We start from the raw sequence: 17,459 nt of genomic DNA on the forward strand, positions 1-17,459 counted from the left end.
AAAAGTTCGCCTTTAGTTCTTGAGATCTCAAAAGGAGGAAACCATTAAATGAAAACCGACATTGAAATTGCTGACCAAGCCGAAATGGAACCCATTACTGAAATTGCTGCCAAGATTGGGCTCAGCGACGACGATATTGAGCAATATGGAAAGTACAAGGCCAAAATCAACCTCCCATTAAAGAAGGATGCGACTAAAAAACACAAGTTGGTCCTGGTCACTTCCATTAACCCGACTCCGGCTGGTGAAGGGAAATCCACCGTCTTAGTTGGCTTGGGTGATGCCATGAATAGACTGGATCACCAAACGATCATTGCCATGCGTGAACCATCAATGGGGCCGGTTTTCGGGATCAAAGGTGGTGCCACTGGTGGTGGCTTTAGCCAAGTGGTCCCAATGGAAGATATCAACTTACACTTTACTGGCGACCTGCATGCGTTAACGAGTGCTAACAATACGTTGGCGGCTCTCGTTGACAACTACATTATGCGGGATAACGAATTGAATTTAGACCCCCGGCGAATTATTTGGAAACGGGTTGAAGACGTCAACGATCGGGCCCTTCGTCACGTGGTGACCGGTTTAGGTGGGGTCATGCAGGGGATCCCGCGGGAAACTGGCTTTGACATTACCGCGGCTTCTGAATTAATGGCTATTTTGTGCCTCTCAACGGACCTGATGGACTTAAAGCGACGGGTCGGTCGAATCGTTGTTGGTTATACAAAAGACAAGGTGCCAGTGACAGTCAGTGAACTGGGCTTTGAAGATGCCATTACCATTTTGCTGAAGGATGCTATTAAGCCGAACCTGGTCCAAACGCTTGACCATACCCCAACCATTATCCACGGGGGACCATTTGCCAATATTGCTCACGGTTGTAACTCCGTTTTGGCGACCCAAGCGGCGATGAATTTAGCGGACTACACCGTGACGGAGTCTGGCTTTGGTGCAGATTTAGGTGCGGAAAAGTTCTTGGACATTAAGCGCCGGGTTCTTGGTAAAACGCCAGATGCAATGGTGATTGTGGCGACGGTCCGTGCCCTTGAATACAATGGTGGCGCGACCCTTGATTCACTCAAGAATGAAAACTTACCAGAACTTAAAAAGGGGTTGGCCAACCTCAACCGGCACATCAAGAATATGCAACGCTTTGGTATTCCTTTGGTCGTGGCCATCAACCATTTTGTGACTGACACCCCTGCTGAAATCCAAATGATTGAAGATAATTGTAAAGACTTAGGGGTCAACGTGGTTGTCACTGACGCGTGGGCTAAAGGTGGCGAAGGTGCCATCGACCTCGCCAAGGAAGTTGTGAAATTGACAGAAGAACCAAGTGAATTTCATGAACTCTACAGTCTGGACCAAACTCCGGAAGAAAAGATTCGGACGATTGCGACGCAGATCTATGGGGCCAAGGACGTTTCCTTTAGTAATAAGGCTAAGAAGCAATTGAAGCAATTTGCGGACTTGGGTTGGAATAATTTACCAGTCTGCATTGCCAAAACCCAGTATTCATTTACGGATGACCAAAAGCAATTAGGTGCGCCAGAGGGCTTCACCTTCCATATTCGGGAACTCGTTCCAAAACTGGGGGCGGGCTTCATTGTGGCCCTCGCTGGGAACATGATGACGATGCCTGGACTGGCGAAGACGCCGGCGGCAGTTAACATGACGATTGACGAAAATGGGACCATCACTGGTTTGTTCTAGGAGCATGATCAATGACGACACGAGTAATTCAAGGTGACTTCTATACGGCTACGGGCCCAACCACCGTTGAGCTTCATCCACAAGCATTAATCTGCATTGACGACCAGGGCATGATTGAGCGGATTGTTGAGCAGTCGGCGACTGATTATGCGCAGGTTGTCCAGCACGCCCAGCAAGCAGATCGCCTTTTGAAGGCGGCTGATGGCCAAGTGATTCTACCGGGGTTTGTAGACCTGCACGTCCATGCCCCGCAGTGGCCGAATGCCGGTTTGGCATTGGATTTACCGTTAGAAGATTGGCTCCAGCACTACACTTTTCCCCTGGAGGCGAAGTATTGTGACCCTGCTTTTGCCAGCCAGGTTTACCCAACACTCGTCAAGGAATTACTGAATAATGGGACGACTACCGTCTTGTTTTTCGGCACGATTCATAATCAGGATAACCTCATTCTTGCCCAGGAGTGTCTGAAACAGGGGTTGCGGAGCTTGATTGGTCGGGTGGCAATGGATAATCCAGACCAAACTCCGGAATATTACCGGGACCATTCGAGCCAAGCAGCATTGGCGGACACCGAGGCCTTTATTCGAGAATTAACGGACTTGGGGCGGGGTGAGCCGTTGGCACCAACACCGGTAATTACACCGCGGTTTGTGCCATCTTGTACGGATGAAACACTCGCTGGCCTCGGTCAATTGGCGCGCCATTACGATTTGCCAATCCAGTCCCACCTGAGTGAAAGCAAATGGGAGCACCAGTATGCGATTGAACGTTTTGGAAAACATGATGCGGAAGTTTTGGACCAATTTGGCCTGTTAACTGACAAGGCGGTGATGGCACATGCCACGCAGTTAACGGCGGCAGACCAGCAATTAGTCCGTGATCGATCGACGGCGTTAGCCCATTGCCCAATTTCCAATGTCTATTTTGGCTCGGGAATCATGCCGGTCAAAACGCTCTTGCATGACCAGATTAAAGTTGGCCTTGGTACGGATATTTCTGGCGGTTATTCGCCAAGTCTATACGATAATCTACGGCAGGCAGTAATGTCATCACAGATTCGTCAGGACGGTGTTGGCCCCGAAAGTGCTGGGGTGGATGATTCACGAATCAGTATGAAGACCGCCTTTTATCTCGCCACGGTCGGTGGTGGGCGGAGTCTTCATCTGCCAATCGGCGAAATCAAGCCGGGCTTTCAAGCCGACTTGCAGATTGTTCAAGAACGCTTTGTTGAACCAACTGATGATTCCAGTAACCGTTTGGAGCGTCTGCTGTACCAAACCCATCGCGCTGACGTTAAACGAGTGATTGTGAATGGTGTAATTGTGAAATGACAAAAAAGCTGGCCTTATTCAAATTTTAAATTTACTAATAATGTGTGAAACTAACTAAAAATCTATTTCGGGATGAAGGGAGAAATTTTATGGGGCGAATTGTCAAACTAAGTGCAACGGTTTATCATAAAATTCTTCGAATGGCGTAGAATAATTTAGTATCTTTTTAGGGCGTTGATTTAACTGTCTCTGACAGTAAGTCGCGTCCTTTTCTGTGTAATCGTCAATGTCTTTTCGTTTGGGAAAATATTCTCGAATCAGTCCGTTAGTATTCTCATTTGTTCCCCGTTGCTCAGCTGAGTATGGATCTGGCCAATAAATATCAACACCTAAGCGTTCTTGGATTTGCTCTAAACTTAAAAATTCGCGTCCATGATCAGGAGTTAGTGATTGAATAAATTTCTTCGGAATTGCATCAAATAGCTCTATTAAACCGTTATTGACGTCATGTGCTTCTTTATGCGTTATCTTTTTCATCAATGTGAAGCGAGCGCAACGATCGACAGCGGTTAGTAAAACTGAATGTCCAGTTTTGCCCATTACAGTATCTATTTCCCAATCACCAATTCGTCCCCGATTGTTAATGAAGATGAGTTCTACTATCCAGAAGGTTTGTACACAGCTAAACCCAAGGATTTTTGTGGTTGGCCGGTAGTGGGGATGCGAAACTCGAAGGGGGTAACTTCACCCCAATTAATATGACTAAAGAAAACGGGAAAGTTTATGGTGAATACTTACCATTCGTTCAAGACATTACCTATGCGTATGTTTAACAAGCTATCGATCATACCAACACGAAGGCAATTCACCGGGTTGTTAACTTCGTCACTGAAAACGGCTCTACAATATTCAGGACTGATAGGTTAAAAACCTGTCGGTTCTGCTTATGGGTTCCGTAATTTTGCCCATTTTCGAATAAGGATGTTACTATCAATGCGCCACTCAAATTTGTTAACAAAACGAAAAGCCAGCTCAAGCAGCTAAGCTGCTTAAACTGGCTAAAAATTAGCTATCAGTCCTGATTGACAAAGAGTCTCAAACGATTAGTGTTTGTGCCGCTTCTTAAGCAATCCCATCATTGCTAACAAACTAACAATCCCGAGGCCGAATAAACTCGTGCTTGCTTGCGAATCACCAGTCTGTGGTAACGTTTCTGCAGTTCCTGCTTGTGAGTTTCGCTGGTTATCGCTTGAATTTACAGAAGCTATTGCAGTTGATTGACCAGGCTGAGCAGGAGTAATCGGCTGAGTAGTCGGTTGACTCGTTGGCTGTTCAGTCGGTTGGGCATCCCTATTATACGTTACCGTATCGGTAATGTCTTGATCCCCAAGGTTTACTGGTTGACTATCAATTTTAGCCTTATCAGCGGTATAACCGTCAAGAACCGGTGAGATTACTTCAGCAAACGTTTGTGAATCAACTGGTGCCCAGGTAATCTGCTTAGTTACTAAATCTTGAATGCCATTTTGTGTAAACTCAGCTGACTGAACAACTGGATCACTAGCTTTAGCACCATCACTAAATACGTAATAGATGGTTCGAGTGACAGTATCTTGGCGATTTACTTTTTTCGTACCATGAATAAAGTGAACCTCAAAAATATTCTTGGAGTTATCGTTAGAATATTTGTTGCCATTAAAATTATTCGAAACCAGAACATAACCTTGAGCAGTTAAATCCTTAATCTGAGCATCCACGTCCTTAGTAAACGCAATTGGTTGTCCGAACTCACCTTTACTGGTATCAGTTTTGATTACACTTCCTGTAGTGTCGTCAATATAACTAATTTGGGCATTTTGCTCATTCGCCTTGTAAGTTACGGTAACGTCATCACCATTAGCACTTTGTGTAGCAGTGGCTGCAGCAACAGTTATTTGGTCAGGTGTATAACCTGAAATAACCGGTGAATCAACTGCACCATACTCGTCGGTATTCGCATTTGTTGTTGTCTTGCCATCAACGGTAGTGGTAGACGATGTCGATTTCCAATCATCATTCAACGTGACTTTCCCGGTAACTAAGTTCATGGAACCGGTCCGATTGAAGGTTACTGTTTCTGTAGCCGCTGGCAATGCCGTGGTGCCATCTGCATATTGATATTTAATATGACGAACGGAAGCGCTGGTGTAGTCATTTAACCGGTATTCATTGTCACTTGGCCAGATATAATCGCTACCATCACTCACTGGCATGTTTGGTGTGACGATAGTGTTGACATCCACTGGTACGACATGTTCAACATAGTAAACGTTGACGATTTGGTTGTTATCAGTAGCCTTAACAGTTTCTTCAGCGACGATTGGCATTGACTTACCATCTTCATCCATTGCTGGTTCATACCCATTCTTTTGCAAGTCTGGGTTGGTCACAGCAGCAAGATGATTATCACTAGATTTCCAAGCGGTATCACCATTATCAACTGTCACATCAACATTCTCCCCTTGACCGGTAGTACTGTAACCAAGCAAATCACCAGTAATTTTGTCGTAAACCGCGATCCGTGAGAAGCTGGCAGTTTGAATTTGGCTTGGAGCGAGGCGCTCTGGCATTGTTTCACCAGTGGTCTTATCAATATAGTTAATCGTCCGCGTGACGTTTTTATTTTCTTCTTTAAGTTCAGTGCCATGCTTTAACTTGACGATAAGTGTTTGGTTTGTAGTTCCATAAGAAGTTGGTACATCATCCTTTGAATCTAAAACATAGCCCTTATCAAGGTATTGTTGAATAATCGATTCATATGTCTTTTGAATTGCTGAATCAACACTAGTATTAGCATCGCCTTGCGATAACAGCTTGGTTTCTAGCGTCTCACCAGTTGTCGCATCAATGATTTGGTAGTTAATAGCGGCCTGCCGCACTAAGTTATATTGAACCACGTCACCATCAAAGTAGTATTTAACTACCTCGCCAAAAGCCGCTGTTCCATTCGGTGCATCGGTTTGCCAAGATTTGGTCTCACTATTAATAATTGTTGGTGTCTCATTAAGTACGTAAACAGAATTGGTCTCCTTGTTCAATTGATTAATCAGGTTCTGAATGGCCGTCTTATCAGTATCGGTTAATGTAAAGTCACTAGCCTTCATTGTTGACTCATTATCCGTGTACGTATGGCTTAAGTCCGTGAGATCCAAGTACTGAACTTTACCGCTGTCATCAGTATAAGCAACCCGCGCAGTTACGGTCGACGTCCCCGTTACCGTAATTGTTGCGTTATCGGCGACCTTACTAAAAGTTGGTTTCAACTCGTCTGCAAAGAGGTAAGTGGTAATCCCAGCGATTTTACCCGCATCTTCGGCAACTGTCGAATCTTGCCCGTTAAGGGTACAGATAGCCGGAAGAGAACTTAGAGTTGCATACTTGATGGCAATAGTTTTCACTTTAGACCAGTCAGTAACCTGATCGGCAGTGACAAAATTGTTAAGGTCAGGTTGGTAGCCAACCGTGGTACTAGTACATGAAAAATCACTAGTGGAGTATAGGATAGTAGCGTTACTTGATGTTTTCACAGGACCAGTCAAAGTAAAATTAATATTACCAGTAGATGAATCGGCAAGATTAATAATGGCAGTAGGGTTAGTAAGAGTGGTCGAGCCGTTATTAATCCGCAAACTAATTTGCATTTCAGCCGAACCTTTATCGTCAGAGGTCCCTTTCGTTACAATGGTAGCATTTTGATTACCTTTAGCTGCCGAATCGATACCGACTTCTTTGGCAATGGCAATCGTCCAATTACCGCCTCCAACGAGGTAAACATTATCTGTTTGTCCCTCAGTAAAGGCACTATCATAGTTAGTCGCCTCAGTGGCAAGTTGATTACTCATTTTCGTCGTCGGACTATAAACGAAAATTTGCCATTGATAAGTACCGGTTTGAGCTAAAGTGGAGTTATTAAGCCAAGCTTGAGTATTACTCCCCCCCTTAGTACTAAAGTAGTACCCAGTACCAGTATAATCGATTTTAACGACTTCACGATCACCAACACTAAAAGAGCTGACTGCTGGTTGTCCCGTGACCTGGTCATTGCTATTTAAGATAGTTAAGCCTTTGTTCTTATCAAAATAGGTTCCTGCTGGCAGCACATAATAGAAGATTGGTTCAAAAATTGAGTCCGTAGTATTATCCCAACCCGTTTGCCAGACACTAATGTATCCAGCGTCAGTTGCTCCAGGGTTCGTTGACCCTTGATAACCATAAGCTTGCAATGAAGTTGTCGGTTGAGTGACCGTTTGTTTAGCCGTAGAACTTGATGTATAAGTCCGACCATTATCAGCCGCAAATGACATGCTGATAGTTGAACTTAAAGTCGTGCCATCGGTAACGGCGGTACCATCACTGAGGGTTCGGGCAACCGTTCCGTAAGCCTTGATTTTCGTGCTACTGTCGTTAGTAGAAGCCGCACCTGGAACTAAGAGATTAGGTTTAAGGACTAAGTGGGTGATGAAGCTATCATCAGGAGCAGTGATAGAGGCCCCTGCTGCCACTGTTCCCGATGTCGTTAATCCATTACTAAGGGTAGCGGTATATTCAAAGGTGGTTAACCCCGGAAAAGCTTGGTTATTGTCGGGCATCGTAACCGTTGTTACCTGAAGGCCATTAGCAAATGTTAACTCAATCTGGCTATTGGTGATGGTTTGTGAAGTCTGGTTCCCAAAAGTAAAGGTGTTAACCGGCTTGCTGGTATCGACATCGAGCGGGATTTGCTGCGAACTAGCATAGGTATCAGCACCCGTATTAATAGTTCCGTAGTTACCAGAATTGTCTTTTCCCAGGAGAGTGTCTGACCATGACGGTATAGTTTTAAGCAGATGCGTTGTACTACCGTCTGCACAGAGCAATTGTTGGTCAATGGTAATATCGCCGTCAGTGGTAACAGTCGTGTCTTCATCCGGTTGGTCTAGATCATAATAACCCACAATTTGGTAACCAGGTTTGTTTTCATAATTTTGCGCACCGGACCCCTTAGGAACGCTAATGATAATATTACCGCCAGCACCATCTGGTTGGGAGATCGTCGTTTCATCTGTAAAATTATTTGCCGAGGTAGTTCGAGCAGCGTCAAGGGTGAAACCAGCAGGAACCGGAACAGTAATAGTAGTACCATAGTTAACTGCGTTATTAATCTGTCCAGAGCCATAAGACGTTCCTGTTGCGACCCCCGTAGTTTCCCCAATATTCAGAACATAAGTATAATCCGTGTTGGGTAAGAGATAGGTAGACGATGAACTTGGTTGAGTTCGCTTAATTGAGGGATCCATCTCGGGAGCCACGGTTTGAGTAATGTTTAATGATGATGAGCTCACCGTGCCGTCAGCTGACGTTTTACTCAGGGTGATTGTCTTAATGATGTTACCTACTGCCAAAATTGGTGATTTAGCCGTGTAATTATTATCGGGTTTTAAGGTAAAAGTTTGACTAAAGGAATTACCACCAGTGACATCTTTTGTAATTGTATCTGTAATAGTACAATAGTCGTCACTATTATTAACTGTAGTCGTCCCGTACAGAGTTAAATCTTGACCAGAGGTGTTAATACTGTATGTTTCCCCATTCGGAATGCCTAGTGTATAAACATCCCCCTTTTTAGCATTACTGAACTTAATAGTAATGGTCAAATCAGTTGAATCACCAGTTGCACCAATGGTATTGCGGCTAATGAACATCTCGGTACCGTCTGCAAGAGTAGTTGATAAGTTATCAGTTGACGAAGTGCTATCAGTTGACGAAGTACTATCAGTTGGCGTACTTGATGAGGCAACTATACTCGTATCACTATTTGTACTCGTAGTATTCGTTGTGCTCGTACCGTTGGAACTCACTTCTGATGTTTGACTTTGACTAGGCAATTCTTGGCTTTTACTAACTTCCATAGTACTTGGTGATGAATCCGTCACTACATCGGCTTGAACTGACTGAACACTATTAACAATAAATAAGGTACTTCCCAGAAATACTGATGCAACACCAATTTTTAGCTTTCGCAAGCCAAAATGTTGCTGGCGGTTATTATACCTTTTTTCGAATAACAGATGATTGTTTTTAGAAAGCATATTGATCCTCCTTATTATAAAGATATTAATGATACTTTATCTACTATATATTATATTATCATTATAATATATTGTATCTGCCTAATTTCCATATATTTCTCTAATTTATTTATTACTTAATAAATTAAGCGTTAAAAAACTCTGGAATAGCTTCGGAAAATCCAGTTAAATCATTACTAGATTCATACGATATTGCTTCACTTAAAGGATTTACAAATGATTGGAGATTAATAAATTCCCTCTTGCGTACCCGTTTTCCTTGTAATAAATGGTACAGGTACGTTCACGATTACTGGTGGTACTACCCACTTCAAGATCGAACACAAAATGCAGAACTTGGCTGACGATACTAAGACTGTAACGCGGAATGTTATTGAGTATCTCCCTGGTCAAAGTGAGCCGGTAACGCCAACAGCTGTATCGGATTATACTGCTAGCCCAAGTGAGATTGATGATATTACCATTGCACTGGAAGATTAACAACTTAGAACTAATGAAGGGGCTGGGGTTTTACTCAGTCCCTTTTTAAACGAATATTAATTATATTTACCCTTCATATTGTTCTTGTTTTAGTAGAGGTATTTTGGTACCCTTAAAGAGGCTTAAGGAGGAAATAATCATGAGCAAGATTAGTGTTGTAATGGGAAGCAAGTCTGATTGGTCAACTGTTAAGGAAGCCTGCCGAATTCTAGATCAATTTGACGTTGAATACGATAAGCAAGTGATTTCTGCTCATCGGATGCCAAAGGAAATGTTCGCTTTTGCGCAAAATGCGGTTGCCAATGGTACGCAGGTGATCATTGCTTGTGCTGGTGGCGCGGCCCATTTGCCGGGGATGATTGCGGCAAACACACCGCTACCGGTGATTGGAATTCCTGGACAAACTAAGGCGTTAGGCGGTCTCGATTCACTGTTGTCGATTGTTCAGATGCCAGCCGGGATCCCAGTGGCCACGACCGCCATTGGAACTGCAGGGGGCAAGAATGCGGCTCTACTGGCACTCCAAATTTTGGGAATCAATGATCAACATATTCAACAGCAAATTGTCGCTTACCGTCAGCAAATGCACGACGCAGCAAAGGAAAGCGGGGCCCATCTTGACTAAAATGATTCTACCTGGCTCGACGATTGGGATCATCGGTGGTGGCCAACTGGGCCAAATGTTGGCGCTCGACGCTAAGCAAACGGGGATGAAAGTGGCGATTTTAGACCCTACTCCCCAGTGTCCAGCTGGCCAGGTGGCCGACGAACAGATTGTGGCACCATACGAAGATGTCCAAGCCATTCAGCAGTTAGCCCAGCGCTCTGATGTTCTGACCTATGAATTTGAGAATGTGGATTTGCAAGCTCTGGAAGACGTGGCCGATGACTCCTACATTCCGCAAGGGACCCATCTTTTATATACGACCAAGGATCGGTTACGGGAAAAGTCATTTCTCCGTCAAGCGGGGCTGAAGACGGCACCATTTTTGCCGGTCCATGATGAAGAAGAATTAGCAATGGCGGTTGAAAAAATTGGCATGCCAAGCGTCCTGAAAACTAGTGAAGGTGGCTATGATGGGCATGGCCAGCAGGTATTACGTTCATCGGCGGACTTGGCAAAATGTGCGGAGATCTTAGCAACCCACAATTGTATTCTCGAAGGTTGGGTGCCGTTTCGGATGGAATGTTCCGTCATGGTGGCGCGGAATGAAGATGGGGCAGTGACGACATTCCCGGTGGCGGAAAATATTCACCACGATGAAATCCTGCACATCAGTATTGTGCCAGCCCGCATTAGCCCCCGTCTTCAAGCCCGTGCACAACAGTTAGCGGTGCAAATTGCGGAAGCGATCGACTTGCGAGGAATCCTTGGGGTGGAAATGTTTGTTGGCAAAGATGACCAACTATACATTAATGAATTAGCACCGCGTCCCCATAATTCTGGTCACTATTCGATTGAAGCCTGCAATTTTTCCCAGTTTGCAATTCACAACCGGGCAATTTGTAACTGGCCACTGCCGAAGATTAAGCTCTTACAACCGGTGTTGATGGTCAATGTGTTGGGCCAACACGTTGCCAAAGTGCGCGAACAGATTGCCCAACATCCGAACTGGCATTTTCATGATTATGGGAAGGCAGAAGTCCGGCATAATCGTAAGATGGGCCACGTGACCATTTTGACGGATGACGTTGAAGCAACGTTGCGTGACATTCAACGGAGCGGAATTTGGGAGAATTAGTGCCCACAAATGATGCAAAACAGTATAGAATGGATTTATTGAAAAAGAGAAAGGATTATTGAAACCATGATCGATCGTTATACCAGTCCTGAAATGAAAGAAATTTGGAGCGACCAAACAAAGTACCAATGCTGGTTGGAAGTGGAAATTGCTGCTGATGAAGCGTGGAGCAAGCTGGGCCACATTCCCGCGGCGGATGTGGAAAAGATCAAGCAAAATGCTAAATTCACTGTGGAAGGGATTAATGAAATTGAAGCCGTGACCCACCATGATGTGATTGCGTTTACGCGGGATGTTTCAAAATCTTTGGGGCCTGAACGGAAGTGGGTTCACTACGGAATGACCAGTACCGATGTCGTCGATACCGCCCAAGGTTACCGGTTGAAAAAGGCCAATGACATCCTCCGTCAGGACATTGCCGACTTTATGGACGTCCTCAAGGAATTAGCTGAGAAGTATAAGTACACCGTTTGTATGGGGCGGACCCACGGAATTCATGCGGAACCAACCACTTTTGGCTTGAAGGCGGCCCGGTGGTATTCCGAAATGAAACGGAACCAACACCGGTTTGATGAGGCTGCTAAGGGCGTCGAAGCCGGTAAAATTTCTGGAGCGGTGGGGACCTTTGCAGAAGTTGATCCCTTCGTAGAAAAATATGTTTGTGATAAGCTTGGCATTCGTGCCCAAGAAATTTCAACCCAGGTGTTGCCGCGGGACTTACATGCTGCATATGTGGCGGTGATTGCCCTGGTTGGGACGAGCCTCGAAGAAATGGCAACCGAAATTCGGTCTTTACAACGGACGGAAATCCATGAAGTTGAAGAACACTTTGCTAAGGGCCAAAAGGGTTCTTCGGCAATGCCACACAAGCGGAACCCGATCGGCTCCGAAAATATCTGCGGATGTGCGCGGATGCTACGTGGCTACATGGTCCCGGCGTACGAAGACGTTCCTTTATGGCACGAACGTGACATTTCTCACTCCAGTGCCGAACGGATGATTTTACCTGACGCCACCTCCCTGCTGGATTACATGCTGAAGCGGTTTGGCCGGATTCTGAAGAACCTCGACGTATTCCCAGAAACCATGAAGAAGAACATGGACAAGACGTTAGGTTTGATTTATTCGGGACGGGTCCTTTTGAAGCTCGTTAATTCTGGCATGACCAGGGAAGACGCCTATGATCTGATTCAACCATACACGGCCAAGTGCTGGGCAGAACAAATCCCATTCCGGCCGTTATTGGAAGCTGACCCAACAATTCAGAAGCAATTAACGAAGGAAAACCTCGATGATGCCTTTGATTATCATTGGCACCTCCGGAACGTTGACCAAATTTACCAACGGATCGGTTTAGATTAATCACAAAAAAGATTCAGCCACCTGGCTGAATCTTTTTTTAGTGTTCTAATGCTTGTTTGAGATCGTTGATCAAGTCGTCAGGATTTTCTAACCCAACGGATAGCCGCAGAAGCTGTGGTGTAATTCCCAACCGTTGCCGTTGTTCAGGTTCAACATCTGCATGGGTTTGGTAGTAAGGAATGGTGATCAGGCTTTCGACCCCACCCAAACTTTCGGCAAAGGTAATAATTTTGACGTGGTCGAGTAATTTAGCGACGTCTGCAACGCTTTTCAAATAGAAACTGATCATCCCGCCCTTACCGGGGTACAAAACTTTTGTAAAGTGGGGATCATTTTCTAAGTATTTAACGACTGCTTGGGCATTTTCAGTATGCTTTTTGACCCGAAGATCCAGGGTTTTCAGACTACGGAGAAGGAGCCAGGAGTCAAAACTATCGAGCGTATCACCGGTAGTAATGTAGTATTCATTATATTCTTGAGCGAGCTGGTCATCTTTGACGACCACGACGCCACCGAGGAGGTCATTATGCCCGGAAAGGTACTTAGTGGCGGAATGGACGACCACGTCCGCGCCCTCTGTCAGTGGTTGCTGATAAACGGGGGTATAGAAGGTGTTGTCGACGATGACCAGGATGTTGGGATTATAACCATGCACTGCATCAGCGACCGCTTGGATATCAAGTTCCTTCATGGTTGGATTTGATGGGGTTTCTAACCAAACAATTTTGGTTTGCAGGGTCAACTTAGCGACTAATTCGGTAGTTTTTTCACCATTCCATTGGTCAAACTTGATTCCCGCATGGCTCTCTAAATAACGGAAATAACGGAAATCGCCACCGTACAGGTCGTCTAAGGAGACGACGTGGTCACCAGGCTTTAAAACGCTGAGGGTCAATTGGATGGCTGCCATTCCAGAACTAACAGCAAATGCGGCCGTCCCTTGTTCCAACTGTGCCAAGGTTTCTTCTAGAATCCGGCGGTTTGGTGTGGCTAAGCGGGAGTAGGTATAACCCTTAGCGGGATCAAAGGCTTTGGCTTCGGCTAATGAACTGTGCCGGTAGTTGGATGAAAAATAAAGTGGATAGGCCACGGCCTGGTTATCATCTTGACGGTTACCGGCTTGCGCAACAATGGTTTCTAAAGATAATTTTTTCTGACTACACATAAATAATTCCTCCTATTTTTTGGCGGCTGCTAGAGCTTGTTGGATGTCTTCAATTAAATCGGTTACGTCTTCGATCCCGACTGAAATTCTGATCAAGGTTGGGGTGATCCCAGCAGCTAGTTGTTCAGCCGGACTCAACTCGGCGTGGCTCATTTTACTTGGCAACTCGACGAGACTTTCCACGGCACCGAGGCTGACTGCAATTTGAAAAACTTTTAAGTGGTTTACAAATGCTTCGGCATCAACTAATTGGTCATCGAGTTCAAATGAGAAGACGGCCCCTGCCTCTGTCGCTTCTTGATGTAACTGTTCATAACCCGGTTGTCCAGGAATGCCAGGATAATTAATTATTGTCACCACGGGTTGCTGTTGAAGAAAGTTAATTAACCGTTTAGCATTGGCAATTTGCCGGTCTAATCGTAAACTCAAGGTTTTAATGCCCCGCGCTAATTCGTGCGCGTCTTCTGGTGACAAGATACTCCCGATTGCGTTTTGCACAAAGTAAAGTTGTTCAGCTAATTCGGGGGTGCGAGCAATTACCGCCCCAGCGGAGACGTCCGAATGACCGGCGAGGTACTTTGTTGCACTGTGAATGACAATGTCGGCACCAAGTGTGATGGGTTGGAGCAGGTAAGGACTTAAAAAGGTATTATCGACAATCATTAACAGCGCATGCTGGTGAGCAATGGTTGCCACCTGCTGGATGGAAGTGACGTGCAGGAGGGGGTTAGTCACGGGTTCGAAATAGATTGCTTTAGTGTTAGGCTGGATTGCCGCTTCGATGGCGGCCGGGTCACGGGTATCAACGGCGGTGATTTCTAACCCCCATTTTTGGAAGAATTGGTGCAAAATACGGAATGTTCCACCGTAAATTTGGTCGCCGATAATTAGGTGGTCACCTGCTTTAAAAAGGGCGAGAGCGGCGTGGATTGCAGCCATTCCCGATGAAAATACAAATGCTTGCTGCCCCTGTTCCAGATCGGCAAGCTGTTCTTCGACGGCCCGCCGGGTGGGGTTACCCGAGCGTGAATAATCGTATTCGACCTGGGAACCCACGCTGGGGTAGGCAAAGGTTGTAGCCTTATAAATAGGTACTTCGACGGCTCCGGTATTATTGTCGTGGGGGTTGGGAGCATGGACTAAACGGGTATTAAATTTGGTCATTTTCTAAAAATCCTTTCTTGAATTAATTAGTAACGGCGACGGGAGCAAACGTGTTCACCCAGTTTTGGTAGAGCAGTTCACTGGTGAAACGCCAGGAATAGTTAATGTGGTGATCGTTAGTAAAGTAATTACAGGGTGCTTCGATTGGTAAATGTTTTTTTAAGTCGCGTTGGTATTCCTTCGCTAAGGTGTCTTTACTGTATTCTGGGTGCCCAGTGATGTAAGTGCGGTGGAGAGCCGGCGCTTGCAAGATCAGTGGCCCGATTGCTTGGTTATTGGCAACCACCTTGACACCGGTCGGAACATCATTTAGCGAACAATTGCAGGTGGAGTGTCGTGATTGGGGAATCTGGAATTGACTGGTGGCAAAATGATCAACCAATGGTGAAGAAGCGTCCAGCTTGGTTGCTTGGTAAACACCGAACAATTTGTGATTGAGGCGGTGCTTGTTAATCCCATAGTCATGATAAAGGCCCCCAAGGGCTGCCCAACATTCTACCAGGGATGCCCTAGTATGGGTGGTCGCCCAGCGGCAAAAAGCACAAAATTCTTGCCAGTAATCAACCTGTTCGAAGCCCAATGTTTCCACTGGTGCTCCGGTAATGATTAACCCGTCAAAATGACGGTGCTCGATTTCGGCTAAACACGCATAGTGGTTGGCAACGGTGTTTTGATTGACACTCTTAAAGTGGTGAGAAACGGGATACGCAAAGGTGATTTCGACGTCTTGTGCCAGCTTCGCAAAACTTGCTAAAAATTGGCATTCCGTTTCTGCTTTGTTGGGCATCAGGTTTAACACCACGATTGTAATGGGGTTCGTTTGTTCTTGGTTAATCCATTGGCCATTTGCGATGGCAAAACCGTTGATTGCGTTTGCTGACATTTCACGCCACTCCTTTCTGAAAATAAAAAGCCTTCGTCCCTAGTTCGAAAATTGAACTAGGGACGAAGGCTTTTCGTGTTACCACCCATTATTCATCCTTGCCTCACGACAAGAACCTCATTAAGTACTCAGTAATAAATACTGAAGACTCCGCAAGAATAACGGATGCGACCCGTTGCAGTGGCCTCGGGTGACTACTGCAATGACTCAGAGCTCATCTTCATGTTTTTCGACCTGTTCCCTCTCAGCAACTGGGAACTTTCTGTAAAGGCCAAGCCACACTACTCTTCTCTTCACTGTCAGATATTTTTAATATTTCTAATCATTTTTTAATCTTCCTTAGTTTACCAATTATTTAGTGATTGTCAACACTTTCTAGCAAAATTCGTTCTTAAATTTTAAAAGGACCGATTTTAGACGATCTACAACGCTAGTTGACGACTAAGTGGAGTAAAACACGAACTATTATAGAAGTTAATTTAATTAAGTTAACATTTACGTTGACTTTTACCAGGATGGTTGGTATGCTTATGACGTTCTTTAACGAACTAACTAAATAATATCGAAATTAAAGTTCGTGTTTTACCCAAAAAAGGAGCGTTTGAATCATGGGAAAATTATTGTATTCGGGCAAAGCTAAGCAAATGTGGTCAACGGATGATCCAGAGCAATTACGGGTTGTTTACCTTGATCAAGCGACGATGCTGAATGGAAAACGGAAAGATCATTTTGCTGGCAAGGGAGCCGCTGCTAATGACATTTCTACGTTGGTGTTCGAATACTTAATTCAACAGGGGATTCCTACTCATTTCATCAAGCACCTATCAGAGAAGGAAGAATTGGTGAAAAAGTGTGACATGATCCGTTTGGAATTTGTGACCAGAAATATCGTGGCTGGCCACTTTGCTTCACGGTTTGGTTTAAAGGAAGGCACGCCACTGGCGCAACCGGTAGAAGAAACTTTCTACAAGAGCGATGAACTGGATGATCCGTTTGCTAATGAATCCGACGCGATTGCCATTGGTGCTTGCACAGCAGATGAATATCAAAAGTGCTGGGCCTTAGCCCGTCAATGTAACGTTTTGTTAACCAAGTTGTTTGCAAAAGCGGGGATGAAGTTAGTCGATTTTAAATTAGAGTTCGGTAAATTGTCTGATGGTAGTTTGGTGTTGGCCGACGAATTTTCGCCTGACAATTGTCGGCTGTGGGACCTTGATACGAACGCGCATCTGGACAAGGACGTGTTCAGAAAGAATCTTGCGGACATTACCACCACCTACGATGAAGTGTACCAACGGTTGCAAAAAGTTGTTACGGAGGAAGATTAATGATTAACGTTCGGATTTATGTTACGTATAAGCAGTCCGTTTTTGATCCCCAGGGGGATACGATTACAAAAACGATTCATTCCATTGGTCATCCGGAAGTTGAATCGGTTAAGGTCGGGAAATTTTTTGACCTGGCATTGAAGGTTGACCAGGATCAAGTCGCGGCGGTAGTCAAGGAAATTGCCACCAACTTACTAGTTAATTTCAACATGGAAACTTACAGTTACCAAATTTTGGAGGGTTAATT

The 17,459-nt window shown here is 45.0% G+C and carries 12 protein-coding genes and 1 pseudogene; 8 read left to right on the top strand and 5 right to left on the bottom strand.

Features of this window, described 5'->3' with window-relative positions:
• Nucleotides 1–48: 48 nt before the first annotated feature.
• On the top strand, nucleotides 49–1,710 hold the full coding sequence (locus NFR43_RS02480; protein WP_251546116.1) for a formate--tetrahydrofolate ligase: 1,662 nt from the start codon (nucleotides 49–51) through the stop codon (nucleotides 1,708–1,710).
• An 11-nt stretch (nucleotides 1,711–1,721) separates the two neighbouring features.
• Nucleotides 1,722–3,041, top strand: coding sequence for a guanine deaminase (gene guaD, locus NFR43_RS02485; RefSeq protein WP_251546118.1), 1,320 nt, complete (start codon nucleotides 1,722–1,724; stop codon nucleotides 3,039–3,041).
• A gap of 102 nt (nucleotides 3,042–3,143) precedes the next feature.
• Here guaD and NFR43_RS02490 read toward each other — a convergent pair.
• A pseudogene (locus tag NFR43_RS02490) lies at nucleotides 3,144–3,629 on the bottom strand (IS30 family transposase); the annotation flags it as partial.
• Between the two features lie 56 nt (nucleotides 3,630–3,685).
• On the opposite strand from NFR43_RS02490, the gene NFR43_RS08505 reads away from it, so the two are divergent.
• The gene (locus NFR43_RS08505) at nucleotides 3,686–3,814 is read left to right on the top strand and encodes a hypothetical protein (RefSeq protein ID WP_275087090.1); all 129 of its coding nucleotides are present in this window, start codon (nucleotides 3,686–3,688) and stop codon (nucleotides 3,812–3,814) included.
• A gap of 270 nt (nucleotides 3,815–4,084) precedes the next feature.
• Here the strand turns inward: NFR43_RS08505 and NFR43_RS02495 are convergent, their stop codons facing one another.
• Nucleotides 4,085–9,088 (bottom strand): mucin-binding protein, encoded by a 5,004-nt coding sequence (locus NFR43_RS02495; RefSeq protein WP_251546122.1) that lies wholly within the window; start codon nucleotides 9,086–9,088, stop codon nucleotides 4,085–4,087.
• Between the two features lie 619 nt (nucleotides 9,089–9,707).
• Here NFR43_RS02495 and purE point away from each other — a divergent pair.
• The 3 genes from purE to purB all read left to right on the top strand — a co-directional run bounded on the left by purE (nucleotide 9,708) and on the right by purB (nucleotide 12,672).
• Nucleotides 9,708–10,193 carry a 5-(carboxyamino)imidazole ribonucleotide mutase gene (gene purE, locus NFR43_RS02500; RefSeq protein ID WP_251546124.1) on the top strand — a complete coding sequence of 162 codons (486 nt, stop codon included), beginning with the start codon at nucleotides 9,708–9,710 and terminating at the stop codon, nucleotides 10,191–10,193.
• Nucleotide 10,194: 1 nt separating this feature from the next.
• Nucleotides 10,195–11,310, top strand: coding sequence for a 5-(carboxyamino)imidazole ribonucleotide synthase (purK, locus tag NFR43_RS02505; protein WP_251546223.1), 1,116 nt, complete (start codon nucleotides 10,195–10,197; stop codon nucleotides 11,308–11,310).
• 66 nt (nucleotides 11,311–11,376) lie between these two features.
• A complete protein-coding gene (gene purB / locus NFR43_RS02510) occupies nucleotides 11,377–12,672 on the top strand; it encodes an adenylosuccinate lyase (protein WP_251546126.1) in 1,296 nt (431 codons plus the stop codon).
• A gap of 37 nt (nucleotides 12,673–12,709) precedes the next feature.
• Here purB and NFR43_RS02515 read toward each other — a convergent pair whose 3' ends face one another.
• The 3 genes from NFR43_RS02515 to NFR43_RS02525 are packed head-to-tail and all read right to left on the bottom strand — an operon-like array spanning nucleotide 12,710 to nucleotide 15,884.
• Nucleotides 12,710–13,837: a trans-sulfuration enzyme family protein gene (locus NFR43_RS02515; RefSeq protein ID WP_251546128.1), complete on the bottom strand. Its 1,128-nt coding sequence runs from the start codon at nucleotides 13,835–13,837 to the stop codon at nucleotides 12,710–12,712.
• Between the two features lie 12 nt (nucleotides 13,838–13,849).
• Nucleotides 13,850–15,001: a trans-sulfuration enzyme family protein gene (locus NFR43_RS02520; protein ID WP_251546130.1), complete on the bottom strand. Its 1,152-nt coding sequence runs from the start codon at nucleotides 14,999–15,001 to the stop codon at nucleotides 13,850–13,852.
• 22 nt (nucleotides 15,002–15,023) lie between these two features.
• Complete coding sequence (locus NFR43_RS02525; protein ID WP_251546132.1) at nucleotides 15,024–15,884, bottom strand: homoserine O-acetyltransferase/O-succinyltransferase family protein; 861 nt, start codon at nucleotides 15,882–15,884, stop codon at nucleotides 15,024–15,026.
• A 605-nt stretch (nucleotides 15,885–16,489) separates the two neighbouring features.
• Here NFR43_RS02525 and purC point away from each other — a divergent pair.
• A complete protein-coding gene (gene purC / locus NFR43_RS02530; protein ID WP_251546224.1) occupies nucleotides 16,490–17,212 on the top strand; it encodes a phosphoribosylaminoimidazolesuccinocarboxamide synthase in 723 nt (240 codons plus the stop codon).
• A complete protein-coding gene (purS, locus tag NFR43_RS02535; protein WP_251546134.1) occupies nucleotides 17,212–17,457 on the top strand; it encodes a phosphoribosylformylglycinamidine synthase subunit PurS in 246 nt (81 codons plus the stop codon). The genes purC and purS overlap by 1 nt, the downstream gene beginning before the upstream one ends.
• Nucleotides 17,458–17,459 lie beyond the last annotated feature (2 nt).

This window comes from Limosilactobacillus caecicola, from assembly GCF_943192935.1.
Lineage (GTDB): Bacteria > Bacillota > Bacilli > Lactobacillales > Lactobacillaceae > Limosilactobacillus > Limosilactobacillus caecicola.